Origin of the sequence: Shewanella canadensis, assembly GCF_003966225.1 — a bacterium.
In the GTDB taxonomy this organism is placed as follows: Bacteria; Pseudomonadota; Gammaproteobacteria; order Enterobacterales; family Shewanellaceae; genus Shewanella; species Shewanella canadensis.
Genome location: NZ_RXNU01000002.1, coordinates 1 through 21,402 on the forward strand (window position 1 = coordinate 1; position 21,402 = coordinate 21,402).

General features: G+C 44.0%; 18 protein-coding genes, 1 tRNA gene and 1 rRNA gene. 12 read left to right on the forward strand and 8 right to left on the reverse strand.

What is annotated here, in order from left to right; translation table 11 throughout:
• Together EKG38_RS03555 and pssA are read right to left on the reverse strand one after the other, a co-directional pair.
• A 16S ribosomal RNA gene (locus EKG38_RS03555) occupies nucleotides 1-118 on the reverse strand; the annotation flags it as partial.
• A gap of 854 nt (nucleotides 119-972) precedes the next feature.
• A complete protein-coding gene (gene pssA / locus EKG38_RS03560) occupies nucleotides 973-1,752 on the reverse strand; it encodes a CDP-diacylglycerol--serine O-phosphatidyltransferase (protein WP_126518780.1) in 780 nt (259 codons plus the stop codon).
• 137 nt (nucleotides 1,753-1,889) lie between these two features.
• Here pssA and EKG38_RS03565 point away from each other — a divergent pair, with 137 nt between their 5' ends.
• On the forward strand, nucleotides 1,890-2,327 hold the full coding sequence (locus EKG38_RS03565; RefSeq protein ID WP_126518782.1) for a DUF4124 domain-containing protein: 438 nt from the start codon (nucleotides 1,890-1,892) through the stop codon (nucleotides 2,325-2,327).
• A gap of 190 nt (nucleotides 2,328-2,517) precedes the next feature.
• On the opposite strand, the gene clpB is transcribed toward EKG38_RS03565, so the two are convergent.
• The 3 genes from clpB to rluD all read right to left on the reverse strand — a co-directional run bounded on the left by clpB (nucleotide 2,518) and on the right by rluD (nucleotide 6,953).
• Nucleotides 2,518-5,091, reverse strand: coding sequence for an ATP-dependent chaperone ClpB (clpB, locus tag EKG38_RS03570; protein ID WP_126518784.1), 2,574 nt, complete (start codon nucleotides 5,089-5,091; stop codon nucleotides 2,518-2,520).
• Between the two features lie 104 nt (nucleotides 5,092-5,195).
• Nucleotides 5,196-5,978 (reverse strand): peptidoglycan editing factor PgeF, encoded by a 783-nt coding sequence (gene pgeF, locus EKG38_RS03575; protein ID WP_126518786.1) that lies wholly within the window; start codon nucleotides 5,976-5,978, stop codon nucleotides 5,196-5,198.
• A 3-nt stretch (nucleotides 5,979-5,981) separates the two neighbouring features.
• The gene (rluD, locus tag EKG38_RS03580) at nucleotides 5,982-6,953 is read right to left on the reverse strand and encodes a 23S rRNA pseudouridine(1911/1915/1917) synthase RluD (protein ID WP_126518788.1); all 972 of its coding nucleotides are present in this window, start codon (nucleotides 6,951-6,953) and stop codon (nucleotides 5,982-5,984) included.
• Between the two features lie 122 nt (nucleotides 6,954-7,075).
• Between rluD and EKG38_RS03585 the strand changes: the two genes are divergently transcribed.
• Together EKG38_RS03585 and EKG38_RS03590 are read left to right on the forward strand one after the other, a co-directional pair.
• On the forward strand, nucleotides 7,076-7,837 hold the full coding sequence (locus EKG38_RS03585; RefSeq protein WP_126518790.1) for an outer membrane protein assembly factor BamD: 762 nt from the start codon (nucleotides 7,076-7,078) through the stop codon (nucleotides 7,835-7,837).
• 322 nt (nucleotides 7,838-8,159) lie between these two features.
• Nucleotides 8,160-8,235: transfer RNA gene (locus EKG38_RS03590), tRNA-Phe, on the forward strand.
• A 97-nt stretch (nucleotides 8,236-8,332) separates the two neighbouring features.
• On the opposite strand, the gene EKG38_RS03595 is transcribed toward EKG38_RS03590, so the two are convergent.
• Both EKG38_RS03595 and EKG38_RS03600 read right to left on the reverse strand, forming a co-directional pair.
• Nucleotides 8,333-9,913 (reverse strand): sensor domain-containing diguanylate cyclase, encoded by a 1,581-nt coding sequence (locus EKG38_RS03595; RefSeq protein ID WP_126518792.1) that lies wholly within the window; start codon nucleotides 9,911-9,913, stop codon nucleotides 8,333-8,335.
• Nucleotides 9,914-9,969: 56 nt separating this feature from the next.
• Nucleotides 9,970-11,832 carry a methyl-accepting chemotaxis protein gene (locus EKG38_RS03600; protein ID WP_126518794.1) on the reverse strand — a complete coding sequence of 621 codons (1,863 nt, stop codon included), beginning with the start codon at nucleotides 11,830-11,832 and terminating at the stop codon, nucleotides 9,970-9,972.
• A gap of 280 nt (nucleotides 11,833-12,112) precedes the next feature.
• Here EKG38_RS03600 and lhpI point away from each other — a divergent pair, with 280 nt between their 5' ends.
• From lhpI to EKG38_RS03620, 4 genes are all read left to right on the forward strand, one after another.
• On the forward strand, nucleotides 12,113-13,069 hold the full coding sequence (gene lhpI / locus EKG38_RS03605) for a bifunctional Delta(1)-pyrroline-2-carboxylate/Delta(1)-piperideine-2-carboxylate reductase (RefSeq protein WP_126518796.1): 957 nt from the start codon (nucleotides 12,113-12,115) through the stop codon (nucleotides 13,067-13,069).
• Between the two features lie 213 nt (nucleotides 13,070-13,282).
• On the forward strand, nucleotides 13,283-13,819 hold the full coding sequence (locus EKG38_RS03610; RefSeq protein WP_126518798.1) for an RNA polymerase sigma factor: 537 nt from the start codon (nucleotides 13,283-13,285) through the stop codon (nucleotides 13,817-13,819).
• Nucleotides 13,819-14,352, forward strand: a complete 534-nt coding sequence (locus EKG38_RS03615) for a hypothetical protein (RefSeq protein WP_126518799.1) — start codon at nucleotides 13,819-13,821, stop codon at nucleotides 14,350-14,352. The genes EKG38_RS03610 and EKG38_RS03615 overlap by 1 nt, the downstream gene beginning before the upstream one ends.
• Nucleotides 14,349-15,293, forward strand: a complete 945-nt coding sequence (locus EKG38_RS03620; RefSeq protein WP_126518801.1) for a DUF4097 family beta strand repeat-containing protein — start codon at nucleotides 14,349-14,351, stop codon at nucleotides 15,291-15,293. The genes EKG38_RS03615 and EKG38_RS03620 overlap by 4 nt, the downstream gene beginning before the upstream one ends.
• Nucleotides 15,294-15,368: 75 nt before the next feature.
• Here EKG38_RS03620 and rsuA read toward each other — a convergent pair whose 3' ends face one another.
• Entirely contained in the window at nucleotides 15,369-16,097 is a 729-nt protein-coding gene (gene rsuA, locus EKG38_RS03625; RefSeq protein WP_246033074.1) for a 16S rRNA pseudouridine(516) synthase RsuA, read from the reverse strand.
• Nucleotides 16,098-16,190: 93 nt separating this feature from the next.
• Between rsuA and EKG38_RS03630 the strand changes: the two genes are divergently transcribed.
• The 5 genes from EKG38_RS03630 (at nucleotide 16,191) to EKG38_RS03650 (ending at nucleotide 21,345) form a co-directional block, all read left to right on the forward strand.
• A complete protein-coding gene (locus tag EKG38_RS03630) occupies nucleotides 16,191-16,736 on the forward strand; it encodes a sugar O-acetyltransferase (RefSeq protein WP_126518803.1) in 546 nt (181 codons plus the stop codon).
• A 241-nt stretch (nucleotides 16,737-16,977) separates the two neighbouring features.
• Nucleotides 16,978-19,062, forward strand: a complete 2,085-nt coding sequence (locus tag EKG38_RS03635; protein WP_126518805.1) for a M13 family metallopeptidase — start codon at nucleotides 16,978-16,980, stop codon at nucleotides 19,060-19,062.
• Between the two features lie 191 nt (nucleotides 19,063-19,253).
• Nucleotides 19,254-20,039, forward strand: a complete 786-nt coding sequence (locus tag EKG38_RS03640; protein ID WP_126518807.1) for a RelA/SpoT domain-containing protein — start codon at nucleotides 19,254-19,256, stop codon at nucleotides 20,037-20,039.
• Between the two features lie 260 nt (nucleotides 20,040-20,299).
• On the forward strand, nucleotides 20,300-20,701 hold the full coding sequence (locus EKG38_RS03645; protein ID WP_126518809.1) for an SMI1/KNR4 family protein: 402 nt from the start codon (nucleotides 20,300-20,302) through the stop codon (nucleotides 20,699-20,701).
• Between the two features lie 143 nt (nucleotides 20,702-20,844).
• Nucleotides 20,845-21,345, forward strand: coding sequence for a DUF4447 family protein (locus EKG38_RS03650; RefSeq protein WP_126518811.1), 501 nt, complete (start codon nucleotides 20,845-20,847; stop codon nucleotides 21,343-21,345).
• Nucleotides 21,346-21,402 lie beyond the last annotated feature (57 nt).

Genomic DNA, 21,402 nt, shown 5'->3' on the forward strand with positions numbered 1-21,402 from the left:
TTACTCACCCGTCCGCCGCTCGACGTCTGATAGCAAGCTATCTCCGTTTCCGCTCGACTTGCATGTGTTAGGCCTGCCGCCAGCGTTCAATCTGAGCCATGATCAAACTCTTCAATTAAAGTTTTTTTGTTTTACTCGGTCAAGAGCAAAACGGCTCAATGAATTATACTGTTTTTCATCAATCCGAAGATTAATGAAGTTTACATATTGCTATGGTCACTCAGTGGTTCATCGAGTTAAATTTTTGATTGCTTCCAAAGAAGCAATTTCGAATAACTCAACACCTGTGAGTGTCCACACAGATTTCTTGTTTCAACTTGTTAAAGAGCGTTGATATCAATCTTTCAGATATCGCCGTTAGACGCTAGGTCGTTGGCTTAGGGATGCGTATTCTACACTTCCCGTGGTTGGCGTCAAGTGCTTTTTTTTACAAAAATTTTTAATCGTTTAAAACGAGTTAAAAACTATTGTAAAACTTAGCGAACTTGTTGCCCTGACTCGTACCGGTCTCACTCCGCTTTACGCTTTGAAAGACTGCTTTGCCGTGTCAGTGGATGCGCATTATAGGGAGATTCAGAAAGAGCGCAAGCGCTTTTTAATAAAACCCCATCGAGCGAACGTTTTTCAGCCACCCCATGATAAAGCTCACCATATTTCTATATTTATTTACTCTGATTTCCTTACAGTTCGATATCTAAAATCACACTTTCTCCCTAGAACCCTGCTTTGTACATCGGGTGACGGTGTAAACGAATATCTCAGGAAATTAAGTCTGGCACATTTTGAAATTGCTGCACGTTAATTTCAAAAAATCTTTACCAGAATATTTGGCCTTCTATCACCCCTGTTATAAATCCGCTAACAGCTGAATTTATCCAAGACAAAAATGGTCATAGAAAGAGGGGCGGGAACGAAAAAGCTGACTTTATGAGCTATCCATATAGAATTAGGCTGATGCTGGTTTGAGGATACTCATTCTTCATCCTCTTTTTTCACCATAGAGTCATCATCAACTGTAGCAGGATGCTTCAGCTTACGAATACGGTAGATCGTTATAACAGGTCCGGATAAGGCATAGATATAGAAAATCGAACATAGAATTAGCGCAGGTTCTATCGAGATGAAAACAAATATTCCGACAACGATTAAAATGACAATAAAATTCACTTTACCGCGCCAGTCGAAATCTTTAAATGAGTGATAACGAAAATTACTTACCATAAGTAAGCCTGAAATTATCGTAACTAAAGCTAGCAGCCAACTAACATCAGAGCCTTCAACCCCACTTTGCTCACCAAACCAGATGCTCCCGGCGATAAGTGCAGCAGCGGCTGGACTTGCCAAGCCTTGAAAGTACCTTTTGTCTTCAACACCAACTTGGGTATTGAATCTAGCCAATCTAAGAGCCGCTCCCGCACAATAGATAAAAGCAGCAAGCCAACCGACCTTACCTAAATCAGCTAGCCCCCAATTGTAGGCTATCAAGGCCGGGGCAACACCAAAAGAGACCATATCTGCCATGCTGTCATATTCAGCACCAAATTCACTCTGAGTATTGGTCATCCTGGCAACGCGTCCATCCAGGCCATCACAGAGCATGGCAACAAAGACTGCAATTGCAGCAGATTCAAATTGCCCATTCATAGATGCAATTACGGCATAGAATCCTGAAAATAACCCTGCAGTAGTAAACAGGTTGGGTAGCAGATAGATGCCTTTACTCTTAACTGATTCTTTATCAAAATTTTGCATAATTTTAAAACACTAGTATCTTGTATGAAAAAGATACCATACTTTGGGTATCCATTGCTTTATCCATTAACCCAAACACTTATTGACTCTAGCTTTACCGGATATAGTTAAGGTTTCAGTTCATATTGGAAGGAATTATGTTCACAAAAACATTAGTACTCGTATTAACGTTGATATCGATTGGCTCTGCATCCGCAACGGTCATCTATAAGTGGGTAGATAAAGACGGCGTCACTCATTATAGCCAGCAGGTACCGGAAAATGCCTCGACAGATAAAATCTACAGTGAAGATATTGAACAGCAACCCATAGGTTTTATCGCTCCGAAGCCAAGAGCCGCAGAACCGGAACCAAGCGAAGAGGAGAAAAATGCGGCAAGGATAAAGGAACAAAATAAACAGCATGCAGCTGACATTTGCGACAATGCAAAACACAGCTTAAAAGTCCTTACGAGCCATTCCAAATTCATAAGTAAAGATGAAACAACGGGTGAGATGGTGGCAATGAGAGAGGAAGACCGTCAGACTAAAATTACAGCTCAACAGGAACGTATAAAATTGTTCTGTAAAAAATAGACAGTTTGATAAGACATTAAGTTACCTGTGCCATACTAATACCAATCGGTGTAACGCCGCCTAGACTCCATAAAGAAACAGACTCATACGAGTCTGTTTTTCATTCAAGTAGCCTGGTCCTTTCTTTGTATAGATTGAAAGCCACAACCCATAAGATACGTTACATTCAGAATAAGACCTAGGTTAGTCATTATTGCTCGAAGGCAAGTTCTGAACCCGCACAATCGATTTTAATCGGCTTCCCGGGTACCAGAGAACCACTTAATATTTTTTGAGCTAACGGATTTTCAACCTCTTGTTGTAAGGCTCTTTTCAATGGTCTGGCACCATAGATAGGATCGAACCCCGCTCGTGCAATGAGCGCTAAGGCTTCGCCACTCAGTATGAGCTCGAACTCTTTTTCCGCAAGACGTTGTCTTAGTGACTCTATCTGAATACCCGCAATATGCGTAATATGTTTCTCATCGAGAGGATGGAATACCACAGTTTCATCGATTCGGTTAAGAAACTCAGGTCTGAAGCTATGAACAACCACGTTCATCACCTCCGACTTCATTTCGCCATAAGAGAGTTCTGTAAATCTATCTTGAATAACATCGGAGCCAAGATTGGAGGTCATAATGACCACGGTATTTCTAAAATCTACAGTCCTACCTTGCCCATCGGTTAAACGACCATCATCCAGCACCTGAAGTAAAACATTGAAAACATCCGGATGCGCTTTCTCGACCTCATCGAGCAAAATGACAGAATACGGCTTTCTTCTTACCGCTTCAGTTAAATAGCCTCCCTCTTCATAGCCGACATATCCTGGAGGTGCCCCAAGTAAACGTGCGACAGAATGTTTCTCCATAAACTCTGACATATCGATACGAACCAATGCAGATTCAGTATCGAACAGAAACTTCGCTAAAGCTTTGCAAAGTTCAGTCTTGCCAACCCCGGTTGGGCCCAGGAATAGAAATGAACCGATTGGACGGTCAGGATCTGAAAGCCCGGCACGACTTCGGCGAATAGCGTTAGAAACCGCATCGACGGCTTCATTTTGCCCAATGACTCGAGAGTGAAGCGCTTCTTCCATATGAAGGAGCTTTTCTTTCTCACCTTCCAGCATTTTGGAGACTGGGATCCCTGTCGCTTTTGACAATACTTCAGCGATCTCAACATCTGTCACTTTATTTCTTAATAAGGTCATATCTTGCATCTCGGCTTGAGATGCCAAATCTAACTGCTTCTCCAGCTCCGGAATTCGACCGTATTGAAGTTCAGACATACGCGTCAAATCACTGGCTCGACGAGCCACATCGAGATCTAACCTTGCCTGCTCAAGATCTGCTTTTATATGTTGAGTTCCCGCCAAAGACGCTTTTTCAGTATGCCAAATTTCATTCAGTTCTGATGCTTTAGCATCGACAGTTCTCAACTCTTTACGTATCGAATATAGGCGACGTAGACTCGCTTCATCGGCCTCCTTCGATAACGCCTGCTCCTCCAACTTTAGCTGTATCGAGCGGCGCTCTAGTTTGTCTAAAGGTTCAGGCTTAGAATCTATCTGTATACGTATGCTCGAAGCCGCCTCATCGATAAGGTCAATGGCTTTGTCGGGTAACTTGCGATCGGAGACGTATCGGTTTGACATAGTGGCAGCGGCAACGATTGCGGGATCGGTGATCTCAACATGATGATGTAATTCGTAACGTTCTTTAAGTCCCCGTAATATCGCAATCGTATCTTCGACATTAGGCTCCTCGACTAACACCTTTTGAAAACGTCTCTCTAATGCTGCATCTTTCTCAATATATTGACGGTATTCATCCAATGTCGTCGCACCGACACAGTGCAGATCGCCACGAGCCAGCGCTGGCTTAAGCATGTTGCCTGCGTCCATTGCACCATCGCCCTTCCCTGCACCGACCATAGTATGCAGCTCATCGATAAATAAAATGACCTGACCTTCTTCCTGATAAAGCTCATTCAGAACCGCTTTTAGTCGCTCTTCGAATTCTCCACGGTATTTAGCTCCCGCCACTAACGAGCCCATGTCTAATGAAAGAACACGTTTGTTCTTTATGCCTTCGGGCACTTCACCATTGATAATTCGCTGGGCCAGTCCTTCGACAATGGCAGTCTTACCCACACCGGGCTCACCAATTAAAACTGGATTATTTTTACTTCGACGCTGCAGTACTTGAATAGTTCGACGGATCTCGTCGTCACGACCAATGACAGGATCGAGCTTACCCTGCTCTGCGCGTTCAGTCAGATCTACTGTGTACTTTTTCAGGGCTTGACGTTGATCTTCAGCATTGGGGTCGTCAACGTTCTTTCCTGCCCGAATTTGCTTTATCGTCTCTTCTAACAGCTCTTTAGTCGCACCGGATTTCTTTAAATTCTGTGCAAGAGTGTCATTTCCCTCAAGTGACGCCAGAATAAACAGTTCACTGGAGATGTACTTATCTTTTCGTTTCTGGGCTAATTTGTCACAAAGATTTAAGAGTCTAATCAAGGCCTGTGATAATTGAATATCACCGCCAGTCCCTTCCACTTGAGATAATCGTTCTAATTCCTGGTTGAGTTGTGCACGAAGTGAACTTACTCGTATGCCCGCTTGAGTGAGCAGAGGATGAATCGAACCATGATCTTGATTAAGTAGGGCCATCATCAGATGTATAGGTTCAATAAACTGATGATCACGGCCTAATGCCAATGACTGTGCATCGGATATTGCAGTCTGAAATTTATTGGTCATACGATCGAGTCGCATACAGCCTCCACAAACGAAAAGAACTAAATTCAATAATAAAAATATGGGGGCACAGGGTGATTTTTCAAGGTGGGTAACTCTTTATCTGTAAAAGCAAGTTACCTCTATGCCAACCAAATAAATGAAGCCATGCGACCAGTGGTTTTATCTCTGCGATATGAGAAGTAATCATCCGCGTTTTTAAAAGTACAGGTATCGGCCTGATAAACCTCAGAGACACCAGCTAAATTCAGTCGAAACTTTGCCAACCCTTGAAGGTCTGCAAGGTATTTCTGCTCAGTTGAAACTAAGGAGTTTTCAGTTCCTGGGGTAGAGAGAAGAGCTAAGGGCTCTTTTTTAATGAAAAAAACATCGCAGCTCGGATGCTGAGAGATAAACATCCTCCTGACCTCTTCGCCGACTTCGAAGGCATCGGCACTAATTGCCGGCCCAAGATAAGCGATAAGGTGTGCTTTATCAGACTTAAACTTATCGAGTGCCACCTCAATAACTCCATCACATAGTCCTTTCCAGCCTGCGTGAACAGCGGCAACTTCAGAGCCACTCCTGTCACAGAGTAACACTGGCAGACAGTCCGCGGTCATCACTACACATACCTGTTTTGAGCGTTCAGAATAGCTACCGTCGGCATTATGAACCGTTTTATGATCAGCTTCGATGACTCTGGTGCTATGAGTTTGCTCTAACCAAGCAGGTAAACCTGGAAGATCAAAACGCTCGTGAATGAGCGCTCTGTTTCTCAGTACTTTTTCTTCGCAATCCCCGACATGTAGTCCCAAATTAAGACTCTTGTACGGAAATTCACTTACGCCGCCTCGACGAGTAGAAAAAGCAATCCTCACTCCTTGAGGAATATGCCAATCTCTATTCTTTAAGAATGGTGCCATCGATTAAACAATCGATGGATTTTCGAGCGTGTCTTGGCGTAACGCCTTAGTCAATATGACCATATCTTCAGGCACGGGTGCCTGCCAGCTCATAATCTCGCACGTATAAGGATGTGCAAGTTCGAGCCTGATTGCATGTAAAGCCTGACGCTTAAAGCCCATATAAATTTCAAAGAACTCAGGCGAAACGCCTTTTGGTGGTCTGGGACGGCCACCGTACACAGGGTCACCGACCAAGATATGCCCGATATGAGCCATATGCACACGGATTTGATGGGTTCTGCCTGACTCGAGGCGCAATCTCAATCGAGTGTGAGCCCTAAATTTTTCAGCGACACGGTAATGAGTCATTGCAGGCTTACCATTATGCACCACAGCCATATGCGTACGCTTGGTTGGATGACGGTCGATGGGTTCATCGACTGTACCGCCAGAGATGATAGAGCCTTTTACTATGGCTTCATATTCACGAGTGATCTCTCTAGCTTGAAGAGCGGCAACCAGATGAGTTTGAGCCTCAACGGTCTTAGCAACAACCATAAGTCCGGTTGTATCCTTATCCAGACGGTGCACGATACCCGCTCGCGGTACCAATTCGATACCTGGACAATGATGCAACAAAGCATTCATCAAAGTACCATCACTATTACCAGCGCCGGGATGAACAACGAGTCCAGCCTGTTTATTGATCACTAGAATGTGATCATCTTCATAAACAATATCTAAGTCTATTGCTTGTGCTTCAGCTTTTGTCTCTTCGACTAATGTCGCTTCAACTTGTATTACTTGCCCTTCAAGCACCTTCTCTCTCGGCTTGATAGAAACGGTGCCATCAATGTAAACCCAACCAGCTTGGATCCACTCTTTGATGCGTGTGCGTGAGTAATCAGGAAACAGATCAGCCAAAGTTTGATCCAATCTTTGACCTGTTTGTGTTGCTGTTATCTCACTTTTTAGATTAATCTCTTGTGTCATAGGAACCGTACCCGCGTTTCGGGGTCCAAAAATGTGTGCTATCTGTTACAATCGAATTGTTTCTATTTTATATTGAAATGAAAAAATTCTTAACCATAACTTTAAAAGAATCGAACTTAAGTATGCATAAATTCGCTAAAGGTGCCGTAGTCGGCCTGTTTTCACTGGCCATAGCGGCCTGTAGTAGTAGCCCAGAAGAAGATCTAAAGGTAAAGAAATCCTCACCAGATATACTTTACTCTCAAGCAAGAACGTCCATGGAGCTTGGAAACTTCAGTAAAGCGGTACGCTCATTAGAAGCATTAGACTCTCGCTATCCTTTTGGCCCGCATAAAACTCAAGTACAACTCGACCTCATCTACGCTTATTATAAACTAGATGACGCTGCATCGGGTATCGCTAATATCGATCGTTTTATCAGACTGAACCCAACTCATAAAGATATTGACTATGTTTACTACATGCGTGGACTCGTCAATATGCAATCTGATAACTATATGTTCCACGATATGTTAGATATCGACAGAACAGACAGAGATCCCAAAGTAGCACAAGATGCCTTTAATGATTTCGACCGTCTAATCAAGTCATACCCTAAGAGTAAATACGCACCAGATGCAGCTAAGCGCATGCTTTACTTGAAAAACCGCTTAGCAAAATACTCTATCAACGTAGCTGAATACTATATAAAAATGAATGCTTGGAGTGCGGCTTCAACGAGAGCACAGTCGGTCATGGAAACGTATCCTGGCACAACATCGACAGAGCGAGCATTAGAGATTATGGCTGAGGCTTATGGTGAATTAGGCCAAGAAAAACTTAAAGAAAATGTCTTGTCGGTAATGAAAATTAACTTCCCAAATAATAAGATGTTGTCTCGCTAACCAAAGTATTAGCATGACGAAGTCATAAAATAGCTCCGGTAACGGAGCTTTTTTATGAGCAAAAATAACTCATCTCTATCATCCAGTACTAACCGATAACCTAACTTGCCTAATACCATTCATCCATAAAATATCAATTCCTCAATAATCCCCCCCTAAGAGATAACAAATAGCCTCAAAGTCCTACAGTGCTAACTTTTCACTCAAAAAGACAACCCGCCAGCCTAATTAGAGTAAAAGTCATCCAAACAAACGAGGAATGTAATTAAATTGAAAAAAGTTATTGACTCAAAAGTCTAAAAGCCTTTTAATAGCGCCCGTTGCCCGAATAGCTCAGTCGGTAGAGCAGAGGATTGAAAATCCTCGTGTCCCTGGTTCGATTCCGGGTTCGGGCACCAATTTTATCTTCTTTAGATATCTCCGACTCCAGACTCCCTCAATAAATTATTTTTTAATTTATGTTAAAGCAGTTTTCATCCATCTATTATCATTAATTTATTCCACAAGCTTTAGCGATTCTACTCTCTTGTACTCAAGCATCAGTTTATTACGCCCCGATAACTTTGCCTCATAAAGTTGCTCATCAGCTTGGGCGATCATTCTTTTCCAGCTAACATCTGAAAATGACGGATGAAAACGTTCATAGAACACGCCACCAATACTCACAGTTACCCTGTCATCGAAACAAGATTTAGGGTGATAGATATTTAACTCCCTCACTTTTTCGAGCATCCTTTTCGATAACAACTCCATTTGAGCAAAGTTATCCCCCTGAATGACGACACAAAACTCCTCCCCGCCATAACGTGTGACCAACTCCCCCCTTCGCCTGCATTCAAGCAATAAGGTTTGTGCAATCGAAAGGATGGCTTGATCTCCTGCTTGATGACCTAAGGTATCGTTGTACTCCTTAAACAGATCGATATCTATCATCAAGAAACCTATGACACCTTTTCCCTCTTTCCACTGCGTGAAGGCTCGTTGCGCGAAAACCTCAAGACTACGACGGTTAGCGATCCCCGTTAAGGGATCTTTATAGGACAAAGACTCCAGATAATTTTGATGCCGCTCTAATTTATCGACCATCAGATTGAAGGAACTTGTTAAACGGACCATCTCATCTATGTGCCATGTGGTCCTCATCTTGTATAACACTCCCCGCTCAGCCATTTTATCTAAAACTAAGCTGGCACTCCGTATCGGCCTTAATATCATGATAGAAACCGGAATCACAGAGCAAGACGATGCGATAATCAAGGTAATAAAAAGGAGCATTGATTCCGGTGTCAGAATTGAAGGTGTGACTCTCTCGTCATGAACCAATGATATTTTCAGAGTAGGCACACCGAAAACATCATTAATAAGCCATTCATGCTTAGAGGCCAGAACACCTATTTGAGGCATACTATTAAAGTTGGTCAGCCCTGAATATGATTTTTCAGGGTCTAAACCCTCTATATTAAAGTTAACCAGACTCAGCTGGCTGATCTGATCAACCAGACTATTATCTATCTCCCTCACCATCAGCAGGCTACCGGCGATCTCCCCAGCTCCATTGGTTGGTAACACGACGGCATTACTGAAATAGACCACAGTACCGTCTAAATTAATTATTCCGTTTCTTGTCGAGGGGAGCTGCTTTGTAATGATGTTCTCATCGGGTAACACTTGTCCAACCCAGGTTGTGATATCTTTTTGTAAGTGATGAGATGAAAAGTCAGGGGTTACGAAGTACTGCCACAGAAGCTTACCTTGGGTATCGAAGAGGTACGCTCCATCGATATCGGCAACTTCGAAAGTGTTTACGCTTAAATTAGACTCTATGAAGCCGGGCTCTCTGGAATCGACAAATTTAACCATCTCATCCCAGACAGCATAATCATAACAAAGTGTTTCTAGACTCTTTTGGGCAAACTTAATGCCACGCCGAACAGTAAGGAGTTCTTTTTCTTGCTGAGATCGTATCTGCGACTCAATAGAGGGCAAGTATACAAAGTGATAAAGCACACTCGCCGTAAAGAATGAGAACAACAGGATCACCAGGCCAAGCAAATTTAAAAAGTGATTTAATTTCATACACCCAACTCGGTTCAATCCATTTTTAAGCTTAGCCTAATGAGTCAATTTCAGGGTCAAATCTTAAATAAACTCACTGCTTGATGAAGTGATTCGGCACGAGACTGAACTTCACTCGTCGCCTGTGCATTCTCATCAGCAGCTGTCGCCGAGTCCTGAGCAATATCCCTGATAACCACTACATTCTTATTAACCTCTGAGGCAACCATACTCTGCTCTTCGATTGCAGCCGCAATTTGAGTGCTCATGTCCATGATATTCGTTACATCGACGTTTATCTGTTCGAGCAGGGTACCCGCTATTGCGGCCTGCTCTGCACTCTCCCCTCCCTGTCTCTGGGTCGCTTCCATTAACTGAACAATAGAGCGGGTTCTTGCTTGCAGTGTTTGAATGATCCCAGCGATCTCTTCGGTCGACTCTTGAGTCCTCATAGCCAAGCTACGTACTTCATCGGCGACGACAGCAAAACCACGTCCCTGCTCACCGGCACGGGCCGCTTCGATAGCCGCATTGAGCGCTAGAAGATTCGTCTGCTCGGCGATTCCTCTAATCACATCCAGCACGCTACCTATCGTCTCACTGTCTTTTTCCAACTCACCGACTACTTGCGCAGAGCCATTTAACTGTTCAGCTAATGATTGAATCTTCTCAATGGTCTGCTCGACACCGGCCTGCCCTTTTAGAGCATTGTCATGGGTATTTCCGGCTCTGTCGGCGGCTAACTCGGTATTTTTTGCAATCTCATCGATAGTCGCGCCCATTTCAGTTATCGCAGTAGCCACCATATCGGTTTCATTGAGCTGCTGGGCAACGCCTTCTGATGCTTTAGTGGCATTTAATGATAGATCTGAACATGAGTGATTCATGATCTGCACCGAATCTATAACTTCTTCAATCAGTTTCTGGAAGCTCTCAACCATAAGATTAAAGTGTTTGGCGATCTGCCCAAGTTCATCGTCTGAGGTTGCATCACAGCGGACCGTCAAATCCTTATTCTTTTCGATGTTTGAGATAGCAAGCGTGATACGTGTTACCGGCTCCATGATGCTGCGGATAATTAAGAAGGTGAAAGCACAAAGAATGATAGCAATCAGGATAAATACGACAATCCCCATCGTAAGCGCCGACTCTTGTGCCGCATTAATGGCTGTAACTGCTTGCTCTTTCAGTCGTTCGGAGTCCGCCTCTGCCGTAGCAATTGCATTACGCAGCTCCGCCATTCCACCATCACTTTTAGTTAACCCTAAGGCTTGCTCTTTAGCCACCAAGGTTGCGAAGTCCTTCTGGTAACTTGAGATGAGCGTCATGGTTTCATTTTTGACACTATAATCGAGCCCGGACTCAGCCAACGTCTGCTCGAATTTATCAATATTGCCTTCAAATTTGTCTACATAACTCATAGTCCGACGCAGCATAAAGTCTTTCTCATTACGCCTGAGCTGTAGCATTACCACCATCAGTTCAGGCTCATCATACTTTTTAACCAGAGTTTCAACATTACGAACGGCTTCTCTAAGAGTGCCATAGAGGCCTGTTTTGGGGGTAAGTCCAATCTCCTGCTGCAGTTGAACCACCTTTTTGAACGATTGTTCATAGTGACTCAGACTCTTCTCGAAACTCTGCAGGGCATCGGTCGATATCTCATAAATAACAAAGCTCTCTCTTAACGAGTTAATCACTTTTGCAATATCATCAGAATTTGACTGATGTTTATCCAAATAACTAAGCTCCAATCGGACAAAGAAATCCTTTTCGTCTTTGCGAAGACTCAGCACCTCTTTCTCTAAATCAATAACATTTTGAGCAGTATGAGACAGTTCATCCTGTATTCCACTGGAATATACTTGCAGACCGAACATGGCAAATATGGAGAGAATAGACACTGCGGCACTGAGCAGTAATTTATGACGAATGAGCATATTGGCGACCTTTATAAATGAGAGCACTCTAGTAAGGATAGTTGTAAATAAATAACAGGGCTAAGTTGGTTAGGCAACTAATGCAACTGCGGAGTTACACCACCACTGGTCACCGCAATAAAATCAGCATCATTAGCTAATATTAGTTATAAAACGCAATAAAATCATGCAACCCCTGCATTTTCATGTTTTATCCACATATTCCTCTTCATATCAAGAGTCATGTTTATCTGGATGCGACTTTAGCATACAATATCCAAAAGGATATTATGGAGTAACTATGCTAGTCATTGATGCAGAACAAATTCACCAGACACTTAACTTCCCGAAACTGATTAGTGCGCTTAAAGAGACCTTCTCTAAACCTGCAGGCATACCTCAACGACAAGTTTTCAGCTTAGATGAATCCTCTCCCCACAGCGATGCCTTTGCCGTGCTGCCCTCATGGAATGAGCAAACGATCGCGGTTAAAGCCTTTACCTACTTTCCAAATAATCCAAGCAAATCTGCAAATTTAGAGAGCCTCTATTCCAAAATAATGATTTTTGATCGTAAGACAGGTGTCCCGCAGGCTTTAGTGGATGGTACAAGCGTAACTTACTGGCGTACGGCAGCTATCTCAGCATTGGGAAGTGACTTTCTGGCAAGAGAAGACGCCTCTAAGTTGCTGGTATGTGGCACCGGTCGTCTTGCCTCCTTTATGGCACTCGCTCACGCAAGCGTCAGACCTATTACTGAGATTAAGATTTGGGGTCGCAACCCGGAAAATGCTCTCAAGATAGTCGATATAGTAAAAACCAGCCGCCCCGAACTCGACGTAAAAGTATGTGACAACTTAGAATCTGCCGTTCGTAATGCCGACATCATCAGTTGCGCTACGGGCTCCCCGACCCCGTTGTTTGACAGTGACTGGGTGCAGGAAGGTACACATACAGACTTTGTCGGTAACCATAATCATGACAGACGCGAATGCGACACTAAATTAATTTTAAAATCAGATGTATATGTCGACTCAAAAATAAATGTCTTTGCCGAGGCTGGAGAGATCCTGATACCTGTCGCCGAGGGGCTTTACAACACGAATGAAGTCAAAGGTGAGCTGGCACAACTGTGTGATAATCGACTGAAGGGAAGAACTGGCCCCAGGCAGATCACGCTATTTAAAACCGTTGGCACCGCTTTAGCCGATCTCGTCGGCGCACAAATAGCATTTGCAGAGATAAACCAAAGTAAATAGCCTGCAAAGAAGAGAGGACCTCCTCTCTTCCCTCTTCCCACAACCGCCTTAATTGATATATTACGCCCGCTTTACTTTCTACTCCCTCCTCTCCCACATAACGGATTTACCTTTCGGCAACATTTATTTAATATCCATTCAAACCTTTTTCCACTATGCCTATGTCTAATAGGTATCAAAAAGATTCAGTACTCATAACACAGGGAATATTGAGTGAATGCACAGATAGAGTTCATTGCAAACCAAGAGGTTTCAGAACTAGAGCTGATTGATAAGGCCAAGCAAGGAGATAAAGCCGCTTTCAAACAGATCTATTTGCGTCATCATAAAAGAGTGTATGGCCTTTGCTTCAGACTCTCCGGACAAGCTTATTTGGCAGAAGAAGCGACACAGGAAACCTTTGTTCGCTTATGGCAAAAGTTGCCTCAATTTCGGGGAGAGAGTCAATTTACGACTTGGCTACATAGCATGACGGTCAACCAGACATTGAGCAGCATTAAGAAACATAAAAGCTTTTGGGCCCGTTTCACACCCATGAGTGAACATACCGAAGCGAGCGGTGACAAACTGGAATATGAGAACTTTGACAAGCTATTACTCAAGCTTCCCGAACGAGCGCGTATTGTATTTATACTGTTCTCGATTGAAGGCTACAAACACGATGAAATCGCCGGTCTGTTGGGCATTGCCTCCGGCACGAGTAAAGCGCAGTACCACAGAGCCAGAAAGCTACTACAGGAGATGCTGTAATGAATGGCAAAGATAGCAAACTCGACGACTTGATAGCGAGCCTCCCAAAGGAACTCATACCGGAAAATGATCTGTGGGACAAGATCGATAAACGCCTGGATGCGCCTATTAGTCATATGACTAAGCGTTCCAGCCATAACCTCTGGCGTAATGCAGCAATAGCCTGCCTATTGTTAATCACAGCTTTTATCGGCCAGAAGTTTTTTAATCCGCTTTTACCACTTCCAGAGGTCGACTCAGCATTAATAAACACACTCTCAGAGATAAAAGCCCAACACGAGATTCAAATCGCACAACTTCAACAAACGAGTAAGCTGGTTAACTGGCAGAGCAGTCCATATAGCTCTCCAGTCGAAACGGGTATCGATCAACTAAGAGAAGCCGCCAAGCAAATTTATGAATCACTGAAACGTAATCCAACAGACAAACAACTCTGGCAATTATGGCTATGGGCCCAACACAGAGAGATAGAACTTCTAAGGCAGGGACAGAAGCTGCCTGTTTCACAAAATTCACAAGGAGCGACAATATGAAAGCCACTCAATTATTAAATTACTTCACCATCCCCCTCATATTAATGGCAAATATGGCTATCGCAGCACAATCTGTCGATAAGCAATTACAGGTAGATGACAACCTAAAACTCAATATCAAGGTACTGAGAGGTGAGGTAAAGGTGAGTTCTTGGGATAAGGATGAGATCAGCGTGAAGGGGACATTAGATGAACTCAGCGAAGGCTTTATATTAGATAAGCAGGGAAACCAGGTCACTCTCGAAGATAAAATGCCCCGTCACTTCAATGGTAATAATAAGAGTGGTTCTGATTTAACTATCATGGTGCCTAAAAACTTAACCCTGAACGCAGAGGGCCTATCCTCAAGCTATAATCTTTCCTCTCTTTCAGGAATCATTGGGATCTACTCCGTCAGTGGCAATATCAATGCGTCCGATATCGACAATCAGATCTTCATCCACACCGTATCCGGGAACATAAAAACGTCTAAATTAACCGGAAAGATTAAACTCGACACCATATCGGGGTCGATAAAAGATAAAAACAGTGATGGAGAGATAAGCTATAAGCTGGTCAGTGGAGAGCTTACATCAAATACCTCAGCTGAAAATGTCTCTATCGAGCAGATATCGGGAGATGCCAACGTTCAGCTGAAAAAAGTGAATGAATTAAAAGTAAAAACGATCAGTGGCGACATCACACTCGCAATGAACACTCTAAAATCAAGGGCGAGCTTAGATAGCGTGAGTGGCGATATAGAGTTGAACATTCCGAAAAACCTTGCCGCCAACTTCAATATCAATGGTGGACCCGGAGGTAAGATCAGAAACAGTCTGACCGATGACGAGCCAAAGAAAGAGAAGTACTCTCCCACCTCTTATCTTAAATTCCAAACGGGCAGTGCCGGCGCAGATATCAAAATTTCAACCATTAGTGGCTCAATCAAGCTCTCTGACTAAGCTCTGTCTCACTGGTAGTGAACCTTGTAAGCAGATAACAAAAGGCCTGCAGATGCAGGCCTTATATTAATTAACTTACTTAACCGACTTTACCTCTTCATCGGTAAGGTAACGCCACTCACCCAAATCAAGATCTGCATCTAACTCTATCGTGCCGACGCATTCTCTATGTAAGCGGGTGACTCTATTCCCCACCGCGGCGAGCATGCGCTTAACCTGATGATATTTACCTTCAGTGATAGTTAATCTTGCCTCATGAGAACCTAAGATATCCAATATAGCCGGTTTAGTCAGACCGTCTTCATTATTGAGCTGCAACCCAGTTGCAAACTGCTCAACCAATGAATCAGCCAATGGCTCAGCCGTTTCCAACAAGTAACGCTTACCGCACTCCTTCTTAGGAGAGGTGATTTTATGGGACCACTGACCATCATTCGTTATCAGCACTAGCCCAGTGGTGTCCGCATCCAGACGCCCTGCAATATGCAACTCTTCAGATTTGATGACATCTACTAATCCCAACACAGATGGATACTCTTCATCTATGGTCGAACAGATGGTATCGACGGGCTTATTGATCATGATAAAACGAGGCCCGATGATCGATAGCACCTCGCCATCGAGACAGATGGTATGTACATCGGTCACTTTAAAGCCAGAGTTCTTAATGATTTCACCATCGCAAGTGACATCGCCTCTATGCATGGCCTTCTTTGCTAAAGAACGGGTTAGCGAAGTAGATTCGCAGATAAATTTGTCTAGACGCACAATAGATCTCAGCTTTGAGTACAGAATTGGCGACATTATGAAGCCCAAGCTCACAAAGGGCAAAGTTTTGCTTGGCATCGATATCGGCTTCACACTAACCTGTATTCGTCAATATGAGCAGGAACAGTTATGAACCAGGAACTTAGCAACTATCAAAAAATGATTTCCGGTCAAGAATATAGCTACTTAGATGCAGAGATCATGGATCTGAGAAAGCAACAACAGGTGCTCAATCGACAGGCTAACCTCTCCTTCGATTATCAGCATGATGAAAAGCTGCTACCGTACAAGTCATCCGATGCCAACATTGTCCTGCCATTTTACATCAGCTACGGTTTACACATTCACCTTGGCAGTAGGGTATACATCAATAGCAATGTCACCCTGCAAGACAATGCTCCAATCCATATCGGAGAGCACACTATGGTTGGACCCAATGTGCAATTTTATACCGCCAACCACCCTCTCGAAGCCGAAAAGCGTTGCCAAGGCTATGAGACAGCCAAAGCCATAACCATAGGCAAGCGTGTCTGGATTGGCGGTGGTGCAATCATCCTTCCGGGGATAACAGTCGGAGACGAGGCGGTTATAGGTGCAGGCTCGGTAGTGACCAAAGATGTTCAGGCAAAGACTCTGGTAGCTGGAAACCCGGCACGAATAATCAAAGCGTTATAGCCTGATATATCCAAAATTCATGGTAGAGGAAACCTTTACTTACACAACTAAATGAGTAGAAACACACGGAAGTGCCCCTCAACACTTGTCTACACCTACGCCATACCATTAACATATGTAGCATAATGTAAGGGCCGCATTGACTTACTTAAAAAATCCAGTTGCCGTATCACCAAAGCAGTGGCGTTGGACATAACAACAATGACCCAAAGATGGGCAACCAGCAGATAAAGGAAGCATAATGAAGAAAGTACTCGTTGGGGGACTTTGTGCCTCACTGATTGTAGGCCTTAGTGCCTGCAATAATAAAGAAGCCGAAGTTAAAGCACCTGAAACCACTAAAACAGAGACTGCAGCAGCGGTATCAAAAGCACTGGGTTCAGGTATCGACTTTGCTAATTTTGATAAGTCAGTTCGTCCGCAAGACGACTTTTACAGCTACGTAAATGGCACCTGGATTAAGAATACCGAGATCCCGAGCGACAGAACCAGCGCGGGTGCATTCTATGATCTTCGTGAAAAATCCCGTGATGATGTAAAAGCCATTATCGAAGAGGTAGCCGCCACTCCTAATCTGGCAGCGGGTAGTGACGAGCAAAAAGTTGCCGACCTTTATCGCTCATTTATGGATATCGACACGCTTAATAAGCTGGGGACTGCGCCAATTAAGGGCGAGTTAGACAAAATTGCCGCCCTAAAATCGAAAGATGAACTGGTCAAATATTTTGCTCATAGCCAGCTAATTGGTGCTGGCACGCCACTAGCTTTCTATATCGATGTCGATGCAAAAGATTCAAGCCGCTACGCCACACACATCTGGCAGTATGGCCTAAGCCTTCCGGAAAAAGATTACTATTTCAATGAAGGTGAGCGTTTCGTCAATATTCGTAAGGCTTACGTCGAACACATCGAAAAGATGTTCACTTTAGCAGGCCTTGCTAAGCCAAAAGCCAGTGCTGAGAAGGTGTTAGCCCTCGAAACTGCCATAGCCAGCAGACACTGGGACGTGGTTGAGACCCGAGATAGCACAAAAACTTACAACCTGATGCAAGTTAAAGATCTCCCGACTCTGGCACCAGATATCGATTGGACTGGATACTTGACGACATTAGGTGTCGAGAAGCAATCTGACATCATCATCAATCAGCCAAGTTTCATCGAAGGCTTCAATGAAGTTCTAAAAGCGAATGATCTGACCACATGGCAAACCTACATGCAGTGGCAACTGCTCACGAGTTTTGCTGGCCAGTTAACCGCCGATCTTGATAGAGAAAATTTCGAGTTTTTCTCCAAAACATTGAACGGTCAAGCCGAGCAGCAACCACGCTGGAAACGCGGGGTGAGTACTGTAAACTCAGTGCTTGGTGAGGTCGTGGGTAAAGTCTACGTTAAGCGTCACTTCACGCCTGAGGCCAAAGAGCGTATGCAGGTTCTGGTTGAGAATCTACGTGGAGCTTACGGCGACAGCATAGACAACCTGGATTGGATGGGCGCCGACACTAAAGTTGCAGCAAAAGACAAGCTGGCTAAATTTGACCCTAAGATTGGTTACCCGGATAGATGGGAAAATTACGACAAACTGACGGTTAAAGCTGACGAGCTCGTCGGTAACGGTATTCGTGCGAGTCTACTCGGCCATGACAAAGAGTTGGAAAAACTTGCTGGCCCAATCCGTAAATGGGAATGGCATATGACCCCACAAACGGTCAACGCCTATTACAACCCAACCATGAATGAGATCGTATTTCCGGCGGCAATCCTTCAAGCTCCATTCTTTAATATGGAAGCCGATGATGCCGTAAATTATGGTGGTATCGGTGCCGTTATTGGTCATGAAATGGGCCATGGTTTCGATGATCAGGGTGCTAAGTTTGATGGTGAAGGCAACATGCGTGACTGGTGGACAGAACAAGATCTGTCAGCATTTGCCGCTAAGGGAAGTGCCTTAGTTACACAATATAATGGTTATGCTGTATTTGACGATCTCAACGTTAATGGTGAGCTCACCCTTGGTGAGAACATCGGTGATCTTTCAGGTGTGACCATAGCTTATAAAGCCTATAAAAAGTCACTTGACGGAAAAGAGGCCCCGGTTATAGACGGTTTAACCGGCGATGAGCGCTTCTTCATCGGATTCACTCAAATCTGGCGTGCGAAGATAAAAGAGGAATCTATGCGTAACCGCGTAGCGACCGATCCGCATTCTCCGGCTAAGTTCCGCTCATTGGGTGCCCTGTCTAACATGCCTCAGTTCTATACCACTTTCGATGTTAAAGAGGGCGACGCCATGTATCTCGCCCCCGAAAAGCGTGTAAAGATCTGGTAATCAACCTACTCTAATTTTTTCTTTTAAAAGAGCGCGTTAAGCGCTCTTTTTTTATCTAAAAACCGAGTTGACGCCTTTATGAACAAACATTAATTATCCATTCAGCATAGATTAAGCAAACAAAGCCTAAATTAACCTTATCGTTCAGTATTTCAGCGAGAAAAGAGGTCTACTTTATGTTTATGAATAGTATGAACAGATTGTTTCGTACATTTTTTATCTTCCTACTTCTTCTATCCACCCGGACAGGGTTCGCGGCAACTTACGAACTTCAAAATAACGTCAAAGAAAAAAGTGATAACTATGCCGTCAGGCAGTCACTGACCAAAAACCTAACCGGTCTGACGTCGATATCCAGCCTCCAATATCAGATCCCCAGACAAACCAGCAGCGATTTAGCCACTCTGTATGCTCAGGCCCAACCCGCACAAGATGAGCTAAACCTCATTATGAATAGCATCGCCGAAAATACTCACGGCTCCCCTCTACTCCCGCCAATCAAGAGTTTTGCAAGGGCACAAGAGAAGGTGATAACTAAGTTTAATGGTGATGCGAGTCAATTAACCGATCTGGCAAGAGCCACACTGGTTACTAATAATATCCATGACCTTATGCAAGCCTATGAATCATTGAGCACTAAAACTCAGATCGTTCAGGTCAAAAACCGTTTCGCCTCACCAAAAGAATCCGGTTATCGCGATCTCAATGTACTTATCAGACTCCCCGGTTCACAGATGATAGCCGAGGTGCAACTTCACTTAGACGAGATAGCAAAGATAAAGAGTGGTGCAGAGCATCTGGTGTATGAAGAGGTGCAAGCCATACAAGCCGCTGCTAAACATGAAAACAGACGCCTCAATGAGATAGAAACGGCGCGAATAACACGCCTGCGTCAGGCATCACATAAGCAATACCATAAAGCCTGGTTGCAATATAAGCGTATCGATGAGGCCGGTATCATTGCCGTAGCAGCTTAGAGTCCAGCAGCCTAATCTGGAGGTTAGCAGGTCCGCTTAACCTCCATACTTACTTATTTATAACGACTTATTCATAGCTACTGATTTATAGTTTTCCCCTTTCAATTTGGGACGAAACACAGCAAATACCTTCTCTTTTCTCTCTTTAGCCTTTAAGGGAAGCAAAACCACAATCTAAGTATTGACGCAAACGCTAACTAACAAAATAACATCAATCAGGATATACTTGTCCCCACTGAAACATAACCAGCGAAGAGACGATGCACGACATCATTGAGCAACTACAGGAACTGAGCGAAGCGGTTCCTATCCCTTTAGAACTCCCGACCTTTGAACAAATCGTGGTCGTTGAAGAGGAGATCCTCATGCCTCTACCTTCAGAGCTAAAGGAATACCTTCTTTACGCCAGTGATGTCATTTATGGAACCATCGAGCCGGTAACGGCCAGCGACCCATATTCACACACCTACCTGTCTGAAGTGACCGCCTATGCCTGGTCTATTGGCATGTCACGTGAATACGTAGCTATATGTCAAAAGGGAAATAGTTTCTACTGCATCGATCAGGAAGGTCAGGTCATGCTCTGGAGCGAAGACGATCCGGAAAGTGAAACCTGGGAATCATTCTGGCAATGGGCCGAAGAGGTCTGGATGCAGAGTTAAGTCTCAATTCCTAGGTTCTAGGTTCTAGGTTCTAGGTTCTAGGTTCTAGGTTCTAGGTTCTAGGTTCTAGGTTCTAGGTTCTAGCAAGTTAAAAATTTTTTTCGCATCAAGCTTGCGGAAATTATCTCTATTTTGGAAAAATCATGTCTAAAAATGTCGGCTTAAATGCCATCGAAATAAAATACCTACGCTTATCTGTAGGGCTAACTCCAGCGCAAGTTGCCGAGCTTTCGACAGCAACCGAAGAGGATGTTCTCGCCTGGGAAGCGGGTGAGAAACCGGTATCGGGTCTTGCAGAGAAGAAGCTACTGGAGATAGATGAAATCATCGAAATGCAGGTACTTAACACCTGTGATGGTATCGAAGAGCTATTTAAGAAAGAGCCTAAGCGTCGACTCAGCTTCGTGGTTTACCCAACCCAAGCTATCTATACCCAATACAATCCGGAATTCTTAAGCTCCCTACCACTGACCGAGCTGTATAACACCGCGGCTTGGCGTATCAAGAAAGAGTGTAAACTTGTTCTTGAAGTCGACGTTACCTTAGTCCCACTCGATGTCGAGGGCTACAAAGCTTATCGCGAGAAAGAGGACTTCAAAGAGAGCCGTCAAAGCCGCGCGAAATGGGCTGCAACTCAGCTATAAGTAGCGAGGTTCGAGGTTCGAGGTTCGAAAAGCGTAAATGAAAAGCGTAAATGAAAA

Coding starts and splice junctions, on each gene's coding strand:
- EKG38_RS03615 (WP_126518799.1), top strand. CDS start 13,819: ATGAATGGCAAAGATAGCAAACTCGACGACTTGATAGCGAGCCTCCCA.
- pgeF (WP_126518786.1), bottom strand. CDS start 5,978: ATGGCACCATTCTTAAAGAATAGAGATTGGCATATTCCTCAAGGAGTG.
- clpB (WP_126518784.1), bottom strand. CDS start 5,091: ATGCGACTCGATCGTATGACCAATAAATTTCAGACTGCAATATCCGAT.
- EKG38_RS03595 (WP_126518792.1), bottom strand. CDS start 9,913: ATGAAATTAAATCACTTTTTAAATTTGCTTGGCCTGGTGATCCTGTTG.
- EKG38_RS03650 (WP_126518811.1), top strand. CDS start 20,845: ATGTCTAAAAATGTCGGCTTAAATGCCATCGAAATAAAATACCTACGC.
- lhpI (WP_126518796.1), top strand. CDS start 12,113: ATGCTAGTCATTGATGCAGAACAAATTCACCAGACACTTAACTTCCCG.
- EKG38_RS03630 (WP_126518803.1), top strand. CDS start 16,191: ATGAACCAGGAACTTAGCAACTATCAAAAAATGATTTCCGGTCAAGAA.
- EKG38_RS03600 (WP_126518794.1), bottom strand. CDS start 11,832: ATGCTCATTCGTCATAAATTACTGCTCAGTGCCGCAGTGTCTATTCTC.
- rluD (WP_126518788.1), bottom strand. CDS start 6,953: ATGACACAAGAGATTAATCTAAAAAGTGAGATAACAGCAACACAAACA.
- EKG38_RS03640 (WP_126518807.1), top strand. CDS start 19,254: ATGAACAGATTGTTTCGTACATTTTTTATCTTCCTACTTCTTCTATCC.
- rsuA (WP_246033074.1), bottom strand. CDS start 16,097: ATGTCGCCAATTCTGTACTCAAAGCTGAGATCTATTGTGCGTCTAGAC.
- EKG38_RS03620 (WP_126518801.1), top strand. CDS start 14,349: ATGAAAGCCACTCAATTATTAAATTACTTCACCATCCCCCTCATATTA.
- EKG38_RS03585 (WP_126518790.1), top strand. CDS start 7,076: ATGCATAAATTCGCTAAAGGTGCCGTAGTCGGCCTGTTTTCACTGGCC.
- pssA (WP_126518780.1), bottom strand. CDS start 1,752: ATGCAAAATTTTGATAAAGAATCAGTTAAGAGTAAAGGCATCTATCTG.
- EKG38_RS03565 (WP_126518782.1), top strand. CDS start 1,890: ATGTTCACAAAAACATTAGTACTCGTATTAACGTTGATATCGATTGGC.
- EKG38_RS03635 (WP_126518805.1), top strand. CDS start 16,978: ATGAAGAAAGTACTCGTTGGGGGACTTTGTGCCTCACTGATTGTAGGC.
- EKG38_RS03645 (WP_126518809.1), top strand. CDS start 20,300: ATGCACGACATCATTGAGCAACTACAGGAACTGAGCGAAGCGGTTCCT.